The sequence below is a fragment of the Bacteroides sp. NGMCC 1.200775 genome, assembly GCF_040798045.1.
In the GTDB taxonomy this organism is placed as follows: domain Bacteria; phylum Bacteroidota; class Bacteroidia; order Bacteroidales; family Bacteroidaceae; genus Bacteroides; species Bacteroides hominis.
Genome location: NZ_JASCQK010000001.1, coordinates 964,522 through 987,416 on the forward strand (window position 1 = coordinate 964,522; position 22,895 = coordinate 987,416).

19 protein-coding genes and 1 tRNA gene are annotated in these 22,895 nt (G+C 39.5%); 8 read left to right on the forward strand and 12 right to left on the reverse strand.

Translation table 11 applies throughout. The annotated features are described in order from the left end of the window. Positions 1-18: 18 nt before the first annotated feature. Positions 19-936, reverse strand: coding sequence for a dihydrodipicolinate synthase family protein (locus tag QK890_RS04195; protein WP_005776494.1), 918 nt, complete (start codon positions 934-936; stop codon positions 19-21). A gap of 298 nt (positions 937-1,234) precedes the next feature. Here QK890_RS04195 and QK890_RS04200 point away from each other — a divergent pair, with 298 nt between their 5' ends. Beyond that, positions 1,235-2,443 (forward strand): ROK family transcriptional regulator, encoded by a 1,209-nt coding sequence (locus QK890_RS04200; protein ID WP_367627213.1) that lies wholly within the window; start codon positions 1,235-1,237, stop codon positions 2,441-2,443. Here QK890_RS04200 and QK890_RS04205 read toward each other — a convergent pair. The 5 genes from QK890_RS04205 to QK890_RS04225 form a co-directional block, all read right to left on the reverse strand. After that, entirely contained in the window at positions 2,440-2,904 is a 465-nt protein-coding gene (locus QK890_RS04205) for a WbuC family cupin fold metalloprotein (protein ID WP_005776491.1), read from the reverse strand. The genes QK890_RS04200 and QK890_RS04205 overlap by 4 nt on opposite strands. Continuing rightward, complete coding sequence (locus tag QK890_RS04210; RefSeq protein ID WP_032530692.1) at positions 2,901-3,434, reverse strand: UpxY family transcription antiterminator; 534 nt, start codon at positions 3,432-3,434, stop codon at positions 2,901-2,903. The genes QK890_RS04205 and QK890_RS04210 overlap by 4 nt, the downstream gene beginning before the upstream one ends. Continuing rightward, positions 3,410-4,522, reverse strand: a complete 1,113-nt coding sequence (locus QK890_RS04215) for a Wzz/FepE/Etk N-terminal domain-containing protein (protein WP_032530691.1) — start codon at positions 4,520-4,522, stop codon at positions 3,410-3,412. The genes QK890_RS04210 and QK890_RS04215 overlap by 25 nt, the downstream gene beginning before the upstream one ends. Positions 4,523-4,527: 5 nt before the next feature. Next, entirely contained in the window at positions 4,528-7,077 is a 2,550-nt protein-coding gene (locus QK890_RS04220; protein ID WP_005809019.1) for an SLBB domain-containing protein, read from the reverse strand. A 114-nt stretch (positions 7,078-7,191) separates the two neighbouring features. Continuing rightward, positions 7,192-9,096, reverse strand: coding sequence for a nucleoside-diphosphate sugar epimerase/dehydratase (locus tag QK890_RS04225; protein WP_005776487.1), 1,905 nt, complete (start codon positions 9,094-9,096; stop codon positions 7,192-7,194). Positions 9,097-9,294: 198 nt separating this feature from the next. Here QK890_RS04225 and QK890_RS04230 point away from each other — a divergent pair. The 7 genes from QK890_RS04230 (at position 9,295) to xpt (ending at position 15,922) form a co-directional block, all read left to right on the forward strand. Continuing rightward, positions 9,295-9,367, forward strand: a tRNA-Thr gene (locus tag QK890_RS04230). A 152-nt stretch (positions 9,368-9,519) separates the two neighbouring features. Further along, a complete protein-coding gene (locus QK890_RS04235) occupies positions 9,520-10,395 on the forward strand; it encodes a DNA/RNA non-specific endonuclease (RefSeq protein WP_005776486.1) in 876 nt (291 codons plus the stop codon). 160 nt (positions 10,396-10,555) lie between these two features. Beyond that, on the forward strand, positions 10,556-11,593 hold the full coding sequence (gene mltG / locus QK890_RS04240) for an endolytic transglycosylase MltG (RefSeq protein ID WP_032544005.1): 1,038 nt from the start codon (positions 10,556-10,558) through the stop codon (positions 11,591-11,593). Between the two features lie 83 nt (positions 11,594-11,676). Further along, positions 11,677-13,269 carry a thiamine pyrophosphate-dependent enzyme gene (locus tag QK890_RS04245; protein ID WP_032539456.1) on the forward strand — a complete coding sequence of 531 codons (1,593 nt, stop codon included), beginning with the start codon at positions 11,677-11,679 and terminating at the stop codon, positions 13,267-13,269. Positions 13,270-13,272: 3 nt separating this feature from the next. Beyond that, positions 13,273-13,857 carry an indolepyruvate oxidoreductase subunit beta gene (locus QK890_RS04250; RefSeq protein WP_005776481.1) on the forward strand — a complete coding sequence of 195 codons (585 nt, stop codon included), beginning with the start codon at positions 13,273-13,275 and terminating at the stop codon, positions 13,855-13,857. A gap of 101 nt (positions 13,858-13,958) precedes the next feature. Continuing rightward, entirely contained in the window at positions 13,959-15,266 is a 1,308-nt protein-coding gene (locus QK890_RS04255; protein ID WP_032539457.1) for a phenylacetate--CoA ligase, read from the forward strand. An 86-nt stretch (positions 15,267-15,352) separates the two neighbouring features. Further along, positions 15,353-15,922 (forward strand): xanthine phosphoribosyltransferase, encoded by a 570-nt coding sequence (xpt, locus tag QK890_RS04260; protein ID WP_005776479.1) that lies wholly within the window; start codon positions 15,353-15,355, stop codon positions 15,920-15,922. 65 nt (positions 15,923-15,987) lie between these two features. Here xpt and QK890_RS04265 read toward each other — a convergent pair whose 3' ends face one another. From QK890_RS04265 to QK890_RS04290, 6 genes are all read right to left on the reverse strand, one after another. Next, positions 15,988-16,776, reverse strand: coding sequence for an EFR1 family ferrodoxin (locus QK890_RS04265; protein ID WP_032539458.1), 789 nt, complete (start codon positions 16,774-16,776; stop codon positions 15,988-15,990). 424 nt (positions 16,777-17,200) lie between these two features. Continuing rightward, positions 17,201-17,551: a 50S ribosomal protein L20 gene (gene rplT / locus QK890_RS04270; RefSeq protein WP_002561638.1), complete on the reverse strand. Its 351-nt coding sequence runs from the start codon at positions 17,549-17,551 to the stop codon at positions 17,201-17,203. Between the two features lie 100 nt (positions 17,552-17,651). Then, complete coding sequence (gene rpmI, locus QK890_RS04275; protein ID WP_004297539.1) at positions 17,652-17,849, reverse strand: 50S ribosomal protein L35; 198 nt, start codon at positions 17,847-17,849, stop codon at positions 17,652-17,654. Positions 17,850-17,914: 65 nt separating this feature from the next. Continuing rightward, positions 17,915-18,526, reverse strand: a complete 612-nt coding sequence (gene infC / locus QK890_RS04280) for a translation initiation factor IF-3 (protein ID WP_032530688.1) — start codon at positions 18,524-18,526, stop codon at positions 17,915-17,917. Positions 18,527-18,644: 118 nt separating this feature from the next. Continuing rightward, the gene (gene thrS, locus QK890_RS04285; RefSeq protein ID WP_005809024.1) at positions 18,645-20,585 is read right to left on the reverse strand and encodes a threonine--tRNA ligase; all 1,941 of its coding nucleotides are present in this window, start codon (positions 20,583-20,585) and stop codon (positions 18,645-18,647) included. Between the two features lie 80 nt (positions 20,586-20,665). After that, entirely contained in the window at positions 20,666-22,714 is a 2,049-nt protein-coding gene (locus QK890_RS04290; protein WP_367627214.1) for a tetratricopeptide repeat protein, read from the reverse strand. Positions 22,715-22,895: the final 181 nt, after the last annotated feature.

Genomic DNA, 22,895 nt, shown 5'->3' on the forward strand with positions numbered 1-22,895 from the left:
TTGCAGTATTAGTTTATCTTAAAACTTATTGCAACGATCAAAGAAATGAATAGCCTCTAACTCAGCTTTCATACGTATTTCTTCATCATCTGTCATATTCTGGAAAGGAGTACGATTCTTACCTAAATCCAATCCTATCAATTTCATAATCCGCTTTCCACCTACAATATTTCCTCGGAAATGACAGATTACATTAATAACTTCCTGAGAGAAATTCTGTAATTCGCGCGCTTTATCAAGATCTCCGGCTTTCCATGCTTCTATAATACCAACCAGATTTACACCATTATAATTGGTAGTTCCTCCAATGCCGCCTTGAGCACCACCCATAGCCAGACATGGAAGAATGGTTTCATCTTGCCCATGCAGCATATCAAATTTACCTCCTTTATACAAGCGGCACTGATTGTATTCATACATACTCTCAAAAGTATATTTAATTCCCGCAAAATTCGGAATACGTCCATCTACTGCCTCCAGAAATGAAACCATTGATAAGAATGCTCCATTAAATGCAGGAATATGATAATAATAGAATGGAAGATTTGGAGCGCCACAGGCTATTTCTTCACAGTATTTCACGAGTTCTTCGACACGACCCACTTTCGGAAAAGGAGGAGCCATAGCGCCAATTCCCCATGCACCGATTTTCTGAGCATGTTCGGCAAGCTTACGACTTGACTTTACACAGCAACTACCTACATGTACAATTACCTTAAATCCTTCCGGTGAAACTTCTACCCAACGTTCGGCGAGTTTCATACGTTCTTCATCGGTTAACATATATCCTTCACCAGAAGATCCATTAATGAATACACCTTGCAGACCGTTCTTTACTAACATCTTAGCATATGCTTCAATGGGTTCATAATTTACTTCTCCATTTTCATAAAACGGAGTAAAAGGAGCATTGATCAATCCAATAATCTTTTCCATGATAATTTCGTTTTTATATTAATGATATAGAATTTTAATATGGATTAGGAACTAGTTTTTCATAATACACTCGTAATATCCTTAGCATATCGGTACAAATATACGCATATTTATTAAACAATCAACATATAATAAAATATTTTATTAATAAAAAGAAGATTCAAATATCCGCTTAATAAAATTCATTCACTATTATTATCAATTAAAAACAATAGAGAAACATCTTTTCACCCTGAAAAACCTGAATTAATAAACAAATTAACTATCTTTGTAGATATTACCAAAATAATTAATCTATATGAAACAACATCTTTTAAAAGAAATAGAACTAGGAACCAAAAGCGCTCTTCTCAAAAAGAAAATTATTACACATTATATATATAATGGCAGCTCAACAATTACTGACCTGTCTAAAGAGTTGGATCTTAGCGTCCCCACAGTTACAAAATTTATTAGTGAAATGTGTGAGGAAGGCTATATTAACGACTACGGTAAATTAGAAACAAGTGGAGGGCGCCATCCTAATTTATATGGCCTAAACCCGGAATCCGGTTATTTCATAGGAGTTGATATTAAAAGATTTGCTATTAATATCGGTTTGATAAACTTCAAGGGCGACATGATGGAACTTAAAATGAATATCCCTTATAAATTTGAGAATTCAATAGAGGGATTGAATGAATTATGCAAACTCATTTCAAATTTCATAAAGAAACTGACAATAGCCAAGGAGAAAATACTGAATATCAATGTAAACGTTTCAGGCCGTGTTAACCCGGAGTCCGGATATAGTTTCAGCCAGTTTAACTTTGAGGAACGTCCATTATCAGAAGTCTTGGCAGAAAAGTTAGGATATAAGGTCACTATAGACAATGATACACGCGCCATGACCTATGGAGAATATCTAAAGGGATGCGTAAACGGTGAAAAGGATATTATTTTCGTAAATATCAGTTGGGGATTAGGTGTTGGAATTATTATCGATGGCAAAATTTATACGGGCAAATCAGGATTTTCCGGAGAGTTTGGCCATACCAGCACTTTTGATAATGAAATCATTTGTCATTGTGGCAAAAAAGGCTGTCTTGAGACCGAAGCTTCTGGTTCCGCACTACACCGTATCTTGTTAGAACGTATACAAAACGGAGAAAACTCTATTTTATCCAGCCGTATAGGAGATGTCAATAATCCTATAACACTGGACGAAATCATTGCTTCTGTAAACAAAGAAGACCTTTTGTGTATTGAGATAGTGGAAGAAATTGGGCAGAAACTAGGAAAACAAATTGCCGGACTTATCAATCTCTTCAATCCAGAACTTGTCATTATCGGTGGAACAATTTCACTTACAAGTGACTATATCACCCAACCTATAAAAACCGCCGTCCGCAAATATTCACTTAATTTAGTAAACAAAGACTCAGCAATCGTAACATCAAAACTTAAAGACAGGGCAGGTATCGTAGGAGCTTGCATGCTTGCAAGAAGCAGAATGTTTGAGTGTTAAAACTCAAGCATTCGCTCCATAAATAATCGGGCCGCCTCCTTGTCAGCAACTGGAGGTGCCCAAGATGCCAGATTCTCCGGAGTAAGAGGTACAAAAGGCCCCTGCTTAATTTCATAAATAACCGTTCCTGATTCCAAGACAATAATAGTATGCCATACGCAAGGAGGAATCTCAATTCCATAACGACCTTGAGTCGGATTCAGATTGACCTTTTCCATTACATTACCCTCATCATCAAATAAAATAGCCAATAAGCTCCCTCGTAAAACCAAGTAAACTTCTTCCTTATCCGGGTTTTTATGGCGATGAGGGGGCAAATAAGTTCCAGGCTCTAAAGCATTCAACATCCTATGAATAGCAGCTTCCATGGATTCATGGAAATTATAATTCATTCGAAGACGTGAATTCTCCTTAGCCTGATCAGTTACTCTATCAAGAAGTTCTTCAGTAATCAGTTTCATTGTTTTTCTTTTGATACTACACAATCTGCAGATACTGTAGCCAAAGCACATCCCAACCCTTCAATCCGAAGTAACAACTTATTGTTTCCCTGACATTCAACTAATTCAGCCACTAATCCCTGCAACTGTCCACGAATCACCTGTACAGTAGCTCCTGGAACAAAATCTGTAGGCGCGAACTCAACCAATTCATGGGAACGTTCTATCATCGTTCTGAAAGTTTCCATCTGCACCTCAGGTATAGAAACGTATTGTCCCTTTTCCTTCAGCAAAAAAGCTACTCCATGAATACTGGTTATTTGTGCAATCTCTTCAGAGGAGATATATACAAATAGACATCCCGGAACAACAGGAATAAAAATCTTTTTCTTACGATTGTTCCACATACGAATCACTGGCTGAAGAGGCAGGTAGTTATCAATACCTATCTTATCCAGTTGTTCCTTCACTTTCTTCTCTGCTCTTGGTGCCGTATATACAGCATACCAACAAGAAGCATTTTCTTTTATTTTTCTGGCTGTTTCTTCCATCCGTTCAATAAATCTTTAACAAAGAGAATCCATCCTATACTACCAACACCCGCTAAGAATACAAAACCAATTAAAATCATGATTTTATTAGGTTTAGCCGGTCTCAAAGGGACTGTTGCAGGTTGTACTACAGTATAAACAGGAGTAATTTCCTGTACTTTAGCTTTCGCTACTTGCAATTGTTGCGCCACTTGAGTGAACACTCCATAAGCCAAATTTACCTCATTTTGCAAGCGCTCTTGCTCTGTACGAAAACTCTGCATAATGATATTCTGGTTGCCATCCATGAAGTGAGCATATTTCTGCTGAGCCTCATAGTAGTTCCCCTGAGCTTCATCAAATAGTTTCTCCGTAAAAGCCAAATCATGACGCGCTTTATTTGTGCGATAATCAGTTATATAATTTTGCAAGCAATGCATTACTGTATCTGTTAAAGCTGCAGAAATTAACGGATCCTGCATTGTTACAGAAAGTGTAGTCACTCCTGTTTTCTTATCTACTGAAACAGATATACGATGACTCAAAGCATCTGCAATCCCGGCCTGATCCGGAGTCAGACAAAAAGGATTTATTTTTGCGTCTCCAAGTTCTTCCGGTGTATCTTTAAACAAAGAAACCACCCAACCTAATGCTTTAAAAGGAGCTGATGCAATCGCCCCCCACCATGGAGATCGCTGATGTTTATCCAAGTACTCATATAGAGTCGTATTAATTTTGCCTTTCTGGTCAGTCACTTTTACATCAAACATTTCCAACAAGAATGGCGTAGAGCTGACAATATCCGGATATAATTCGGGAGAAAGAGCATCTTCTCCACTTGAACTGCCAATATTGATACCAGCCATAGCAGCTAATGCTCCCATACCTCCTGTAGATGACTTACTACCAGTCTCAGGCGCCAGCGTCACACTAGTAGAATATTCTTTGGGAATACTAAAAGCTACCACAAGGCCTACCAACAGGGCAATCCCACAAACTTTAAATACCAATTTCCGACCAGCCCAAACTTTCTGAGCCAACTCTATCAAATCGATCTCTTGTTCTTCAGGTTGTGGAGTCGTTTTATTTATATTCTTATCTTCAGTCATAGTCATTACTTAAAAAGGTTAACCATAGTTGCAATCATAGTAGCTAATGAAGCCGCAGAAGTACCCATTCCTATAATTTCGGCTGCCGACATTCTCTTCTTCGGATCCTTACTTGGTACAATAATCTCACATCCCGGTTCTATTGCCTTGGAATTACCTGTACGCAGACGAGAAACGGTACCATTCATATAGACAACAAAAGCTCTTTTCTTTTTCGCAAGACTTGCAAAACCACCAGCCTGATTAATATAGTACTTCAAACTTTCACCCTTCTTATACAAGACTGTATTAGGATACATTACAGCGCCATTGATTTTTACTGTACTTACATATTCCGGCACGAACAGAATATCACCTTCACGCAACACCATATCAAAGTCCGATCCGGGATTAGCCAAAGCCTTTTCCAATTCTATACCCACAGAATAAGTATCAGAAACATCCAGTGTCTTGACAGAGATAGAATCAGCCCCACCTTTATTAGCCATGCGGAGCGCATCTTCCTTGCGCCGCAATTCCTCTTCAGTCATTTTACGAATCAAACGCGCACCTTTTACATAAGCATCTTGAGTAATCCCACCGGCCTTGGCAATCAAGTCACTAAGGCGTTCATTCTTTTTCGATAACGCATAGCGACCACCAAATAAAACTTCACCGCCAACCGTAACATTTTGTTGTTGATGATAAGCAGGACTACGACGAATATACACCTCATCAAAAGGCTCCAAATGGAAATCCTGATCGCCTCCAACAAGGAAACCATCCTTCAACTCAAAAGAGAAAGTCTTACCAACCACATTGCTCAATTCTGTACTTTTTGAATTTTTAATTCGACGGGACACATCAACACGAGCTGTTGAAGCAGCTTCTAATAATCCACCGGCCTGCAAAACAAGATCCTCAACCGACATATTCGACGAGTATAAGTAAGTACCCGGATTGGCAACCTCGCCATGAATAGTAAGTGTCGCTTCTTCTTTCAAATCTTCAATACTTGGAATATAAAGTATATCATTCTTCTGAAGAGGAATATCAGCAACTGTGCCATTCAACAATCCCTTCAGATCAATTTGAATCATTTCATGAGTAAGGTCGTCGTTTTCACGATCGATAATGGCACGATTCAAAAAAGCATCTCCTCTTACCCCTTCAGCTTTCTTTATTAGCTGTTTTACAGTATTTACAGTACCATCAATTTGATACATACCGGCACGATAAACAGCTCCACGGACTTCTACACGATTCTCAAAACGTTCTAATACCGAATCAACAGCTAAAACGTCTCCATCATCCAGTTTAAATACCGAATAGTCCATTTCGTCCACATTATATACTTGATGTTCACGACCCGTTTTACGAATCAGGCGTATAGCTTTCTTATAAGCATCTCCAGTGAATCCTCCTGAGTATTTCAAAATAGTAGCCATCGTCTCGGAAGGTTTCATTTCATAAAACATTGGTCTTTTTACCTTGCCAGTAATTTGTACTAAGGATTCATAAGGATCAACAATAACCACATCACCGTCTTGCAAGCGGACATCGTCATTCAATTTACCTTTCATTATAAAATCGTAAACATCCAAATCGGCTATTTTCTTACCGTTACGCACGACTTTGATACTACGCAGACTACCGATCTTATTAACGCCACCAGCGCGATACAAAGCATGGAATACAGAAGAGAATGCCGAGAGCGCATAAGTGCCCGGTATAGCCACTTCTCCCATAATACTGATTTGGATAGTACGTATATTCCCCAATGTTAAATCGACAGAGGTGTTAGGGTTCGGACCTGAAATGCCGGCATAGATTTTTGAAAATTCACGACGCACCGTATTATTAGCTTCACGAACAGTCATCCCGCTTAAATAAATAGGACCGAGATTATCAACTAAAATACTGCCCTCTGGCGAAATAGTCTGTCTTATTGTTGTCTGAGAAGCTCCCCAAACATCTATAATCACCTCGTCTCCAGGACCCAAGCGATAGTTTACAGGAGTAGCAATATTTACATTAGGCTCGAATGTAAGATTCTCGTTAGTGAAGATATTATGTCCAAAAATCTGTTGTGTCGGATCCTCTTCCGGTTTCATCATATATTCATCAGACCAATCCTCTTCATACATCATGTCCTCATCAGTCATTTCCTGATTATCATCGCCCATACCCCGTTTATTTTTCTGGTTAGCCGATTGACGGAGACCTTTTATATTTTTCTGATTCTTTTGATTTTTCTGATCCTTCAGGTTTTTCTGAGAACGATTCGAATAGTCACTTTCATCATTTTGCTGAGTACGTGTACGAGACCTTGTTGTATTCTGGTTACTCTGTGTACTTGTACTACCATTTCCATTTTCATATTTTTCCTGAATACGCTCGACCTGTTCCTTCGTAACGCCTCTTCTCATCAACTCTGTTGTAATCTGCTTCTGAGTTTTACCCATCTTTTGAGCATCTTTTACATACTGTACGACCTGATCATCGGACATTTGCTGAGCTACAGCTACACCGGATAAGGTAAAAATCAAGAAGAATAGTGTAATAAATCTACGCATAAGATATTCTGATTAATCTTTAGTGTTCCTCTAATAAATTATAAACCGGGCACAAAGGTAACATATTATTTTCATAATATACATTTATTTCATTCCTAAGTTTTCGAAAATAGATTAAAAAGAGGCTTTATCCAATATCTCAAACTCAGAATTCTTACTAACAAACTCTGGAACGATCTTTTTCATAGAAGCAACAATGCCCATGGTGTCGGAAGTATAACTCAAATCTATTAACCTTTGAATTTCTTGCTTTATCTCCTCATAATCATATTCACGAACTTTTGCTATCATTATTTTTTCATGATAAGTAGGACAAGTAGACTCTTTTACATTCAGCAACTCTTCATACAGCTTCTCACCATGTCTTAATCCGGTAAACTCTATTTTTATATTTTTCTGCCCACTTAAATAAATCATTCTTCGCGCCAAATCAACAATCTTCACAGGATTACCCATATCAAAAATATAGATTTCACCTCCATTTCCCATGCTTCCAGCCTCCAATACCAACTGACAAGCCTCTGGAATAGTCATAAAATAACGTATAACCTGAGGATGTGTCACAGTCACCGGACCACCCTTTTCTATCTGCTGCTTAAATCTGGGTATTACAGAGCCATTTGATCCGAGTACATTTCCAAAACGAGTTGTGATAAACTTCACTTGTGCCCCATCTTTTGCATATTTAGATAACTTACGAGCAAGGGACTGAACATAGATCTCGGCAAGCCTTTTACTGCACCCCATAACATTGGTCGGATTAACAGCTTTATCTGTAGAAACCATCACAAACTTATCTACGCCATATTTCACAGCCAAGTCGGCCATAATGCAAGTTCCCAATACATTCACCTGTATCGCTTCAGACACATTATCCTCCATCATTGGCACATGCTTATAAGCAGCAGCATGAAAAACATATTGCGGCCGATACTCCTTATAAATATACTCCATCCTCGTTCGATTAGTTACATCAGCCACCAACATTTTAGCATCAATATCCCGCCAATTATCCAGTAATTCTAATTGCACATTATGTAACGGAGACTCCGCCTGGTCAACCAAAATCAACTTATATGGGTTCAGCCCCGCTATCTGCCTAACCATCTCACGTCCTATAGACCCAGCAGCTCCCGTGATCATAATCCGCTTCCCTTCAATGTGTGAAGATATTTTCCGGATATCAACATGTATTGGATCCCGTTGTAACAAATCTTCAATCTGTATATCTTTTATTTGCACGCCTTGCCTTCCAAGATCATTGATAGGAGGTACTGTAAGAATACGGATATCTTCAGCTATCAACCGATCAATCATGCCGGAAGTTTCAAGGCGATGTACTTTCTCGGAAGAAACAATAATAGCCTCGACTCTTTCTTCTTCTAATATATCAAACAAAGACTCATTATTCGCGTATACCCGGCAACCCATTGTTTGCTTCCCAATAAATCCCGTATCATCAGAAATAAACCCTTTCAATCTAAAATGATTACTTCTACTAACCCGTAGCGATTTGGCAATATTAATACCAGACCCTTTTGAACCATAGACAAAAACGCGAATACTGTGCCTACGATCAAAAGTCATCAACTCATGTATCATTTTCACCAAGATTCGCAAACAAACCATCAAGGAAAAATTAACTATATAAGCTGTAAGAATAACACTAATCGGCAGAACTTCTCCTCCACTCCACCCTATCCAAAGCAAATTGCCGATACAAACAACAAAATAGCCCAGAGTTAAAGAAATAAAAATACGAGAAATGTCAATAAAGGAAGAATAGCGAATTACTCCTACATAAGTACGATTCAGATGAAAGAAACACACATTACATATTACGCAGAATAGAGTTGTCCACACCCATAGTGAGAATTCAAAAACTAACACAGACAAACCTATTTGCAAAAGGCTCGCCAAAAACATTGAAAAAATCACTAAAAGAACATCGACAGCAAGTATCAGCCATTTTGAAGCAACTCGTGATGAAAGATACTTATAATAAAATCGTATATTCATAGTAATATAAAAGTAGATTTATCAGTAAATATGCAAAGATGAGTTTTAATATTTGAATCTACAACTATTTTCTAATTTAATCCTCAACCTTTTTATTTTATAAACATTTCAGAGAAAATATCACGAAAAAAGTATAGATTCATTTTGTTTTTAAAAATAAAGATGTAATTTTGCACGCCGTAAACGATAAAATGCAACGCCGCTATAGCTCAGTTGGTAGAGCAACGCATTCGTAACGCGTAGGTCGCCAGTTCAAGTCTGGCTAGCGGCTCTTTTATTATCCCAAAGGTGTAACTTGTATATAAATACCTGTTACACCTTAATTTTATCCATACAATAGCTGCTAACAATAATCATTGGAATACAATAATGCCTACGTACCCACATATTACTCGAAATTTCAAGCTTTAAATTTTCAATATCATGAAAAACAAGCGAAAAAAGTCGTCTAAAAAATATCATAGAAATTCGTTTAAGAGTATTTTCGGAATAGCTCTATTTGCAATCTTACCTTTAATTTATGGAATCTATCTTTGCATACCGGAGATTCAGACTACCCTCTTTCAGACAATAAAGGAATCAAAAGAGAAAGCTGTACCTAACTGTTTACGTTATGAGAATCTGGAGATTCCAATTTCTCAACACTCGCTAAACGGACAGCTGGTTTGTCACAAGGGATACACTGTATCTTATAATACAATCCAAAAGATTCCAAACTGGGTAGCTTATGAACTCACCCGACAAGAAACAAAGGGAAATGCCCAAAGAAACAATCAATTCCTCGCCGATCCTTCTATCAAAGGCAATATGGCAACTAATTCTGATTATTCACATTCCGGATTCGACAAGGGGCATATGGCCCCCGCTGCCGACATGAAGTGGAGTAACGAAGCTATGAAAGAGTCTTTCTATTTCAGCAATATATGCCCGCAACACCCCGAATTAAACCGGCGAAAATGGAAAGACTTGGAAGATAAAGTACGTGAGTGGGCAGTAGCCGACAGTTCCATCTTCATTGTCTGCGGTCCGATAATGAATAAAGAATCCCATACAATCGGCAAGAACCAGGTAACCGTACCAACAAGATTTTTCAAGGTCATCCTTTCTCTTTACGGTTCTCCCCCCAAAGCTATTGGATTTGTTTTCAACAACGAACCTGCAACAAAACCACTACGAAATTATGCAGTCTCAGTTGACAGCGTTGAACAACTCACCGGCTTAGATTTCTTTTCTCCTCTTCCCGATTCTTTAGAAAATAAACTAGAGAGCCAAACAAATATCGCTTTGTGGAAAATATGAACGGGAACAAAAGCGTATATCAAAAACTAAAAATGAAAAAGTAAATACCCCTAAAAAGTAAATAATAACTAAACAGACAGAAAACATTTATTATCCAAGAACAAACATCTTTGAAATCTTCTTAACTTTGGCACAACTTTATAAATAGTGAATATTCTATATGAATAAGAAAAGAAAAAATATATTTTTCAGCATACTGGCTATTATTCTCTTCATTGGCATTGCTGGTTCCGGAATAGTTTATTACTATTTGTTCTATCCTCAATTTCATCCAAGTAAAACCACTTATATTTATATAGATCGTGATGACACTACAGATTCTATTTTCAACAAAATAAAAAAGCAAGGAAATCCTCATAACTTTGATGGTTTTAAATGGATGGCCCATTTCCGTGAATTTAGTAAAAACATCCACACCGGACGTTACGCTATCAAACCGGGTGATAATGCATACCACCTATATAGTAGGTTATCAAGAGGATACCAAACACCTGTCAATTTGACCATCGGAAGTGTACGAACTCTGGACAGATTAGCCTGCAGCATAGGAAAACAGTTAATGATTGACTCCACTGAAATTGCTACAGCGTTATACGATCCCGCTTTCCAAGAGAAAATGGGATATACGAAAGCTACCATGCCTTGCCTTTTTATCCCTGAAACCTACCAAGTATATTGGGACATCAGCATAGAAGACTTTTTCGCCCGGATGAAAAAAGAACATAATAAATTCTGGAACGAGGACCGACGTTTAAAAGCTAAAACAATCGGAATGACACCTGAAGAAGTTTGTACATTAGCCTCCATTGTAGAAGAAGAAACTAACAACAACGATGAAAAGCCGATGGTTGCGGGATTATATATAAACCGTTTACATACAGGTATGCCTCTGCAAGCTGATCCAACAATCAAATTCGCCTTACAAGATTTTAGTCTGCGCAGAATTACCAACCAGCATTTAAGCATACAGTCTCCATATAACACTTACCTGAATACGGGTCTTCCTCCGGGCCCTATCCGGATACCTTCTCCCAAAGGGCTTGATAGTGTATTGAATTATGTAAAACATAACTATATTTATATGTGTGCCAAAGAAGATTTTTCGGGTACTCATAATTTTGCTTCCAACTATGCAGACCACATGGTCAATGCAAGAAAATACTGGAAAGCGCTGAATGAAAGAAAGATTTTTAAGTAATCCCGTGATAAAATGATCTTAAAAACGTATCTTTGCCCGATATTATAACAAAATACGTGATTAACACCAAAAGAAAATAAGATATGAGCAAACAACTCTTACTTGGCGACGAAGCCATTGCACAAGCAGCACTGGATGCCGGACTTTCAGGCGTTTACGCTTATCCCGGCACTCCATCCACTGAAATTACCGAATACATCCAGATGGCTCCTATCACGAGCGAACGTAACATACACAACCGCTGGTGTGCCAATGAAAAAACGGCTATGGAAGCTGCCTTGGGTATGTCTTTTGTCGGCAAGCGTGCATTAGTCTGCATGAAACATGTGGGAATGAACGTAGCTGCTGACTGTTTTATCAATTCAGCCATCACAGGCGTAAAAGGGGGACTGATTGTAGTTGCGGCAGACGATCCCAGTATGCACTCTTCACAGAACGAACAAGATAGCCGTTTCTATGGCGACTTCTCATTAATACCCATGTACGAACCGAGCAACCAACAAGAAGCTTATGACATGGTATACAATGGTTTCGAATTTTCCGAGAAAACCGGTGAACCGATACTAATGCGCATGGTAACACGTTTGGCTCACTCTCGTTCAGGTGTAGAAAACAAAGCACAAAAAGCACAAAACGAAATCTCATTCAGTGAAGATCCACGCCAGTTTATCCTGCTACCGGGCAACGCACGCAAGCGTTATAAAGCATTACTTACACGTCAGGATGAATTTATCAAAGCATCCGAAGAATCACCTTATAATAGATACGTAGATGGTCCCAATAAAAAAATGGGAATCGTAGCCTGTGGAATCGGCTATAATTACTTGATGGAAAATTATCCTGACGGTTGCGAATATCCCGTTTTAAAAATTGGGCAGTATCCACTTCCCAAAAAGCAATTGATGCAATTAATCAATGATTGTGACGAAATCCTCGTATTAGAGGATGGACAACCATTTGTTGAAAAGCAACTGAAGGGATATCTGGGCATAGGATTAAAAGTAAAAGGTCGTCTCGACGGTACATTGTCACAAGACGGAGAATTAAATCCGGACACCGTGGCACGCGCTGTCGGCAAAGAGAATCGTTCTGAATTCAGTGTTCCGAATCTTGTAGAAATGCGCCCTCCGGCTTTGTGCGAAGGCTGCGGGCATAGAGATATGTATATAACATTAACTCAAGTATTGAAAGAAGAATATCCCACTCACAAAGTATTCAGCGACATTGGTTGTTATACGCTGGGAGCAAATGCACCATTTAACGCAATCAATTCTTGTGTAGACATGGGGGCATCTATCACTATGGCTAAAGGTGCATCCGATGGCGGGCTACATCCGGCTGTCGCTGTAATCGGAGACTCTACTTTTACTCACTCCGGAATGACCGGACTTTTGGACTGTGTCAACGAGAATGCCAATGTCACCATTGTCATATCCGATAATGAAACGACAGCAATGACCGGTGGACAAGATTCTGCCGGCACAGGCCGACTTGAAGCTATTTGCGCCGGATTAGGCGTAGATCCGGCTCACATCCGTATAGTTGTTCCTTTAAAGAAAAACTATGAAGAGATGAAACAGATCATCCGTGAGGAAATAGATTATAGAGGAGTATCCGTTATCATCCCACGCAGAGAGTGTATACAAACATTAGCACGTAAAAAAAGAAGTAAATAAGCCATGAAAAAAGATATCATATTATCAGGTGTAGGTGGACAAGGTATCCTGTCCATCGCTACAGTAATCGGAAAGGCCGCCCTCAAAGACGGTCTGTACATGAAACAGGCAGAAGTGCACGGCATGAGCCAGCGTGGCGGAGATGTACAGTCGAATCTCCGAATCAGTGACCAGCCCATTGCATCAGATCTGATTCCCTCAGGTAAATGTGATTTGATCATCTCCCTTGAACCCATGGAAGGGCTTAGATACCTCCCCTACCTCAGCCATGAAGGTTGGTTGGTAACAAACGAAACTCCATTTGTTAATATCCCCAATTATCCCGCTGAGGCAGATGTTATGGCAGAAATCAATAAACTGCCGCATAAGGTTGTTCTGAATGTAGATAAAGTAGCCAAAGAAATAGGCTCTACACGAGTTGCCAATATTGTTTTATTAGGTGCCACTATCCCATTCTTAGGCATCGATTATGAAAAGATACAGGATAGTATTCGTGAAATATTCCAGAAAAAAGGTGATACAATAGTCGAACTCAATTTAAAAGCCTTGGCTGCCGGAAAAGAGATCGCAGAAAAAACGATGAAATGACCAGGAACAATTGAATATAGAAAAGGTGATAATGTGATCGGGACAACCGTTGCATTATCACCTTGATACATTATCCCCCCTACTTAAATAATTTATAAGCCATGAATACAAAATATTGGGAAGAAGAGATAGAGACCATGAGTCGTAAAAAACTGCAGGAACTACAACTCGAGCGACTCAAGAAAACAATTAATATAGCAGCCAATGCCCCTTATTACAAGAAAGTATTTCGAGAGCATGGCATCACTTCGGAAAGTATCCAATCACTGAACGACATCCGTAAACTGCCCTTTACCACAAAAGCAGATATGCGAGCCAATTACCCTTTCGGACTTGTCGCCGGAAATATGAAAGAAGACGGAGTACGTATTCACTCTTCAAGCGGAACAACAGGAACACCAACGGTTATTGTCCATTCACAGCATGACTTAGATTCATGGGCCAATCTGGTTGCACGATGCTTATATTGTGTAGGCATACGTAATACAGATGTTTTTCAAAACAGTTCCGGTTACGGTATGTTCACAGGAGGACTCGGATTCCAATATGGAGCTGAACGGCTGGGAGCTTTAACTGTACCTGCCGCTGCCGGTAACAGTAAACGCCAGATCAAGTTTATTACCGACTTTAAAACAACTGCCCTCCACGCCATCCCCAGTTATGCCATCCGCTTAGCTGAGGTCTTTCAGGAAGAAGGGATCGATCCATGCAGTACCACTCTCAAAACTCTCGTAATCGGTGCAGAACCACACACAGACGAACAGCGAAAAAAAATAGAACGCATGTTAGGTGTTAAAGCATACAATAGTTTTGGAATGACCGAAATGAACGGCCCCGGTGTCGCGTTTGAGTGTACAGAGCAGAATGGCATGCACTTTTGGGAAGATTGCTATTATGTAGAAATCATTAATCCCGAAACCGGAGAACCTGTCCCAGAAGGAAAAATCGGAGAACTCGTACTCACTACCCTTGATCGGGAAATGATGCCGCTCATACGTTATCGTACACGTGACCTCACTCGTATTTTACCGGGAGAATGTCCCTGTGGACGTACCCATATCCGAATTGACCGCATCAAAGGCCGTAGTGACGATATGTTTATCATCAAAGGAGTCAACATCTTCCCCATGCAAGTAGAAAAGATATTGGTACAATTCCCCGAATTGGGAAGCAATTACCTTATCACACTTGAGACTGTTAACAACCAAGATGAAATGATTGTAGAAGTAGAATTGAGCGATCTTTCTACAGACAATTACATTGAACTTGAAAAGATACGTAAGGACATTACCCGCCAGCTAAAAGACGAAATACTTGTCACGCCCAAACTCAAATTGGTAAAGAAAGGCTCTCTACCACAAAGTGAAGGCAAAGCTGTCAGAGTGAAGGACCTGAGAAACAATAAATAATCATCCAATGAACCCAATATGCCGATGTACCATCCGAATACATCGGCGCATTGGCATATTGGGCACATTAACTTATTATTATAATCATGCAATTACTTAAAAAAAGAATCCTGCAAGACGGAAAATGCTATGAAGGGGGAATTCTCAAAGTAGATAGTTTTATCAACCACCAGATGGACCCGGTACTAATGAAGTCAATTGGCGTAGAGTTTGTGCGCCTTTTTGCCGGAACAAACGTCAATAAGATCATGACCATAGAAGCCAGCGGAATTGCTCCGGCCATCATGACGGGCTATTTAATGGACTTACCCGTCGTTTTTGCCAAGAAAAAGTCGCCAAGAACCATACAAAATGCCTTGAGCACTACAGTACATTCATTCACTAAAGACCGTGATTATGAAGTAGTCATCAGCTCTGACTTCCTTACCCCAAAAGACAATATATTATTTGTCGATGACTTCTTGGCCTATGGAAACGCTGCTTTAGGTGTTATCGACCTCATCAAACAGTCTGGTGCCAATCTGGTAGGAATGGGATTCATCATTGAGAAAGCATTTCAAAACGGACGTAAAACACTTGAAGAAAGAGGAGTAAGAGTAGAGTCTCTTGCCATTATTGAGGATTTATCCAATTGCCAGATTACAATAAAAGATTAACTCTGTAAAAAAGCCTTTGTATTCTCCCGGACAGGCTATACAAAGGCTTTTCTTTATAATACTTTCTACTTAGCTGATTCGTGTGAAATACTCACATTAGGGTTTAAATACTGCCCTTTACTTCTGGTTCTTTTCCCATATTGCACTGCATGCTTCGGACAAACGTGGTAACAAGCCAAACAAGATGTACAGTCCATCCCCCACACCGGTCTCCACCCTATCACAACTACATTCCCAACCGGACATATTCTTTCACAGCGCTTGCAACCGATACAATCATCAGTAACATAAAACGGTTTTGCAGAAGTCATAAAACGATTAAAAAGCGGATTCAGTATCTTCGTTTTTAACCATGGAAAACTCCCCTCATTGCAATGAAAACCCGTCTCACGAGCATTTATCGAGTAGTTAACTTCTTCTACCCTGCCGACAGCTTTTTCTAATTTCTCTTTCTCCAATTCTTTCTTATCCACGTCAAATCCGGGAAGCAACACATAATTATTAGGCATCGTCACCGAAAATCCGGCATTACACTCTATTCCTTTACGAGATAATGCCCTGCGAAACACTTTCTCCGTCAATCCTGTATCATCTCCACAAGAACACACGAAATAGACATATTGGGAGTTATAATTAGCCAAAGTGACCCAATCCAGAAACTGCAACACGGCCAACGGAGGTCCCCATGAATAAACAGGAAAAATAAAACCTACTTTTTCATTATCCGCCAACACAAACTCTTTTATTCCATCCCTAATGGCATTCGGCATAAAAACAAGTGTTTCGTTTTGTACCCTTGCAATCTGCTCCGCAATCCATTTAGAATTTCCAGTTCCTGAAAAATAGAATATCATAACTATATGTGTATTTAAAAGAAAACAGCATAAAAAAAGGACGGTAGTCTTTAAATGATTACCGCCCTTTTCCTTTATTAAAAAGCCGCACCGATGATGTGATGAAACTCCGAATGACATGATTTGAGTGCCCGTCCTCTTTGTAATCCACCGACTATAAAGTTATCCCGAAGGATGTGGCCCGCCATTGAGAAGCGAAGCTTGTCTCGGTTTTCAGTTTAATTGATGAGTTTCCCGATCCAATCAATGCGGCTAATATTTTACTACAACAAATGTAGTTACTTTTAGTGAGATAAACAAGGAAAAAGAAGATTTTGTTTCTCTCTTAGACTATTTTTTAAATTATAAACCCAGCTTTAAAAATGAAAAATGCCGGTTACAGTTAATGTAACCAGCATTTTGTAAATCATAAAACTGTCGGAACTTAAGCTGCTTTAGCCTTAGCGACTACAGCTTTGAAAGCTTCCGGATGGTTAACAGCTAAGTCAGCCAAAACCTTACGGTTAATTTCGATACCGGCTTTGTGCAGACCACCCATCAGTTTAGAATATGACATTCCTTCCAGACGTGCAGCAGCATTGATACGTTGTATCCAAAGAGCACGGAAGTTTCTCTTCTTGTTTCTACGGTCACGGAACGCATAGGTCAAACCCTTTTCCCAAGTGTTTTTAGCTACGGTCCATACATTTTTTCTTGCACCAAAGTAACCTCTGGTCAATTTCAAAATTTTCTTTCTTCTTGCTTTTGAAGCAACATGATTTACTGATCTTGGCATAGTTTTCTCTTTTTTGAATGTTAGCGCCGTTACTTCACGTAACGAACTTGAAGCTAAAGCATTCGGTTAATAACTTTAATAATACTTTGTACGCTTTTGATTACTTCATAGCTAAGAGTTCCTTAACCTGGCTTACATTTGTTGTATCAACAGTTGTTGAATAACACAGGTTTCTTTTTCTCTTCTTAGACTTCTTAGTCAAAATGTGACTGTGAAAAGCGTGCTTTCTTTTGATTTTACCTGTTCCGGTAAGGGTAAACCTTTTTTTAGAACCGGAGTTAGTCTTCATCTTTGGCATCTTAATTGTTTTTAAATTATTAAATTATATGGCAACGCACTATACCTGCGCGTTACGCATTTTTCTTACTCTTCATTGTTTTCAGCAGGCTTTTCTGCTTTTACTGTAGCCGGAGCAGCTGGTTTGGGAGCCGCAGGCTTCTTTACAACTCCTTCTTTCTTCTTCGGAGAAAGCTGAATCGTCATACGTTTACCTTCCAGAATCGGCAATTGATCGACTTTTGCATAGTCTTCCAGATCATTAGCAAAACGCAACAGAAGCACTTCACCTTGTTCCTTAAAAAGGATGGAACGACCTTTGAAGAAAACATAAGCTTTCACCTTGTCACCATCTTCCAAAAAGCCTTTAGCATGTTTCAACTTAAAATTATAGTCATGGTCATCCGTTTGCGGACCAAAACGTATTTCTTTTACGTTTACTTTTACCTGTTTAGCCTTTTGTTCCTTCTGACGCTTCTTTAACTGATACAGAAACTTGGAATAGTCAATAATACGACAAACAGGTGGTTGGGCATTGGGAGAAATCTCCACGAGATCCATTTCTTTTTCTTCAGCCAATTTTAATGCCTGAAAAATGGGATATACTTTAGGCTCTACATCATCACCTACAATGCGGACTTCTTTCGCACGGATCTGTTCATTGATCCGATATTGCGATTTCATACTGTCATTCTTCATTAAATAACGTTTACTTCCAGTTTGTTTTTTATTGTCTACCAAATTAAATTATGTATTAAAGTAAAAGCTGTCTTTAGAACATTATCAAAATGCTGTGCTTTTACAATTGGGCGCAAAGTTACCATTTATTTATCATATTCTGAACTTCTTCGTTCAAAATTTCACCAAAATCTTCAAATTTCATGGTTCCTTTGTCTCCTTCTCCCTGTCTGCGGACAGAAACTTCACCATTTTCAGCTTCTTTCTCGCCGACAATCAGCATATACGGAATGCGCTTCATCTCGTTATCACGAATTTTACGGCCGATCTTCTCATTGCGATCATCCACAATTGCGCGAATTTCTTTTGTTTTCAAGTAAGTCTTCACTTTTTCCGCATATTCATTGAACTTCTCACTAATCGGGAGAATAACGACTTGTTCCGGAGTCAGCCATAACGGGAATTTACCGGCGGTATGTTCAATCAATACAGCAACAAAACGTTCCATAGATCCGAATGGAGCGCGATGGATCATCACCGGACGGTGCTTCTGGTTATCCGATCCCATATATTCCAGTTCGAAGCGCTCCGGCAGATTATAATCCACCTGAATAGTTCCTAACTGCCAACGACGACCGATAGCATCTTTCACCATAAAGTCCAATTTAGGACCATAGAACGCAGCTTCACCATATTCGATCTTAGCTTTCAGCCCCTTTTCTTCGCAGGCCTCAATGATAGCTTGTTCAGCTTTTTCCCAGTTCTCATCACTGCCAATGTATTTTTCACGGTTCACTTTATCGCGCAAAGAAATTTGTGCTTCAAAGTTAGTGAAATCCATAGAACGGAACACGATTGAAATAATATCCATCACACGAAGGAACTCTCCCTTCACCTGATCCGGACGACAGAAAATATGTGCATCATCCTGTGTAAAGCTACGCACACGTGTTAATCCATGAAGTTCACCGCTCTGCTCGTAACGACACACAGTACCAAATTCAGCAATGCGCAGAGGCAAGTCCTTATACGAACGAGGGAAATTCTTATAAATTTCACAATGATGAGGACAGTTCATCGGTTTCAGGAAGTATTCTTCACCCTCTTCCGGTGTATGAATGGGTTGGAATGCATCTTTACCATATTTTGCATAGTGCCCCGAAGTCACATACAATAACTTGTTACCAATAGGCGGAGTAATCACTTCCTGATAATCGTAACGAGTCTGGATACGGCGAAGGAAATCCTGCAAACGCAAACGCAAAGCAGTTCCTTTCGGCAGCCACATAGGCAATCCCTTACCCACCGTATCGGAGAACATGAAAAGTTGCATTTCTTTACCAATCTTACGATGGTCACGTTTTTTAGCTTCCTCCATTAAAGCCAGATACTCATCCAGCATTTTCTTTTTAGGGAAAGTAATACCATAAATGCGAGTCAGCATTTTACGGTCTTCATGTCCGCGCCAGTATGCACCGGCAACAGAAGTCAGCTTAATAGCTTTAATAGGTGCGGTTGTCATCAAGTGAGGGCCACGACAAAGATCCGTAAAGTCACCCTGTGTATATGTTGTAATATGTCCGTCTTCCAACTCCGAAATCAGCTCACATTTATAAGTTTCCCCACGGTCGCCAAACATCTTTAAAGCATCGTTTTTTGCGATATCCCGGCGAACCACAGCTTCTTTCCTTGCAACCAGTTCAGCCATTTTTGCCTCAATTGCAGGCAGATCAGACTCTTTGATGACAGCCTCTCCCGGATCAACGTCATAGTAGAAACCGTTTTCAATAGCCGGACCAATACCGAACTGAATACCCGGATAAAGCTCCTGCAAAGCTTCAGCCAACAAGTGAGCACTTGTGTGCCAAAAAGCATGCTTACCCTGTTCATCTTCCCATTTATAAAGCACTACCGAAGCATCTTCATTGATGGGACGTCCCAAATCATAAATCTCACCGTTCACTCCACACGCCAATACATCTTGCGCCAGACGCGAACTGATACTTTCTGCAATTTGCAGTCCGTTTACTCCCTCGTTATACTCACGAACAGAGCCATCAGGAAATGTTATTTTTATCATAATGTTATGTTATATTTTTCATTATTGCACGCAAAAATAAGGATTTCTTTTTGAGTTTACTATTTTTTATCTAAAAAATGTTATTCCGGCACTTCTGTAAATCGTTTCAGGATATTATAGGCCGAAACAATGCCCAACTCGCCTGCCTTACTTAAGTCAGCTATTCCATTCTTATTGTTACCCAGGAAAATATGTGTCAATCCACGATTAAAATAAGCCTCCGCAAACTCTTTATTCAATTCGATAGCTTTGTCATAGTCCGCAATTGCCGCACGATAATCTTTCAACATGGCCAATACATTGGCACGGTTATAATACGCATAAACAAAATCGGGGGCTAAAGAGATCACATGATCCAAGTCACTTTTCACTATATCATAGTCCAAGGCACTGATTTCCGACTTCGGTGGAGCGGATATACCCGGTAGTGTGGCCGGTGCTGCCGAGGCTGCATTAGCTTCTTCTGCCTTTTGATATTCCAACTGCTTGCAACGCACCAAGGAACGCATAAAGTAAGCAGGGAAGAATTTATCATCCAACAAAATGGCCTGAGTCAGATCTTCAACAGAACTGGCAAAATCTTGTACCAGATAGAAATCAAGTGCACGGGAGAATCGTATACGTGCATCCTGCGGATTTTCAACAATTGCCGAAGTATGTGTATCAATCAATGCAAAGTGGAACTTCACTTGTTCTTCGGTAAGCGGTGATTCCATATTAGTGATATACAAACGTTTTGGTAAAACACCGGCACGATTCAAATCATCTATATACTTATAATAATGTACCGTCCGCTTCACATCGCCCATCTTCTCGTAATAGGTAAGAGCATACATCGGTTCCATCTTGATATTAACATTACGATCCTGTACCCTGCCCCGAATATCACTCTTATATTTCTGTTCCACTTCAGAATTATCTGCGATAACGATTTTCCGGTAATTATTCATATCCTTATCGGACTTTTTACGAGTTTTAGTCTCCTCTTTCTTATTACTTTTTTTATTATCAGCCACGGTCTTATCGCTATTACTTACACCATTTTGCTTGTCAAGTTGCGCTTTCATGACTTTAAACTCGTCCATTTCAGCACCTTTACGGTCGCCGATCTTTCTCCTTGCCTCTGCACGTTGATAATATCCGGCCAAAAAGTTCGGATACATATCAATCACAGTTGTATAATCCTTAATGGCTCCCCGGTAATCCCCCGTTTGTGCACGAAGTAATCCTCGGTTAAACGTAGCCATCATGTTATCCGGTTCTATTTGCAGTACAAAATCAAAATCCTCAATAGCTCGATTGTCATCTCCTACTTGTGCCCGAAGCAAACCACGGTTATAATGTCCGATAAAATTATTCGGATCAATATCAAGAGCCAGATCATAATCACTCATGGCTCCCCGCAGATTATTCTGATGGAAACGGGCTAAAGCACGATTAATATAATTCCCGGCGTTTCTGGCATTCAAATGCGTTGCATGATTCAAATCCGATTCTGCCTCTGCATATTTTCCCTGTTGTAACCTGACGATGGCCCGGGATGCCCAGGCATCAGGATCATACTTATCCATCTCAATAGCTGTATTGAAGTCATTCAAAGCCCGCAATGTATCCTGTTGCTTCAAAGCCACCTCTCCTCTCATCAGATAGGCTCTTGTATATTTGGGAGCAACTGCCAGCAATTTACCCAAATCATCTTCAGCAGCTTTATAGTCTTCTTTCTGTATATGGCATAAAGTCAGATTATGCCAAAGCGTAATATTTTCAGGGTCAAAATGAAGTGCTTTCTTATAGTCTTCAATAGCCCCATCATACTTATTCTGTTTAATCCTTGCAAGCCCACGAATCTGATAAGCACCCACTACAAAAGGATTCCTGTCAATGGCCGCATCACAGTCATCTTCAGCTCCCTGATAATCATCCAGGTTGATCTTGGCAAGCCCTCTGAAAAAATAGGGTTCATACAGGTAGGGTTTTGCATTGATCACTTGATTAAAATACTGAATGGAAAGGACATAGTCCTCAAAGTATAACGCGTTTCGGGCAATCATCATTACCCTGTCTGTGTTTATCTGAGCATATATAAATGTAGGAAACAACAATAATGCTGCTAATATCTTTTTAATCATCGGCTTCTGAATACTTTTTAAGTAGAGCAAAAGTAATGCTTTTCATCTATTAAACAGGGATAACGGACAACTTTTTATATTTTTTGATTATTTTATAGGACCCCTCCATGCAGATATTCAGTAGTCTATACACCTTCTTAACACCTATTAACCTCACATTCATTATTAATTTACGATTATT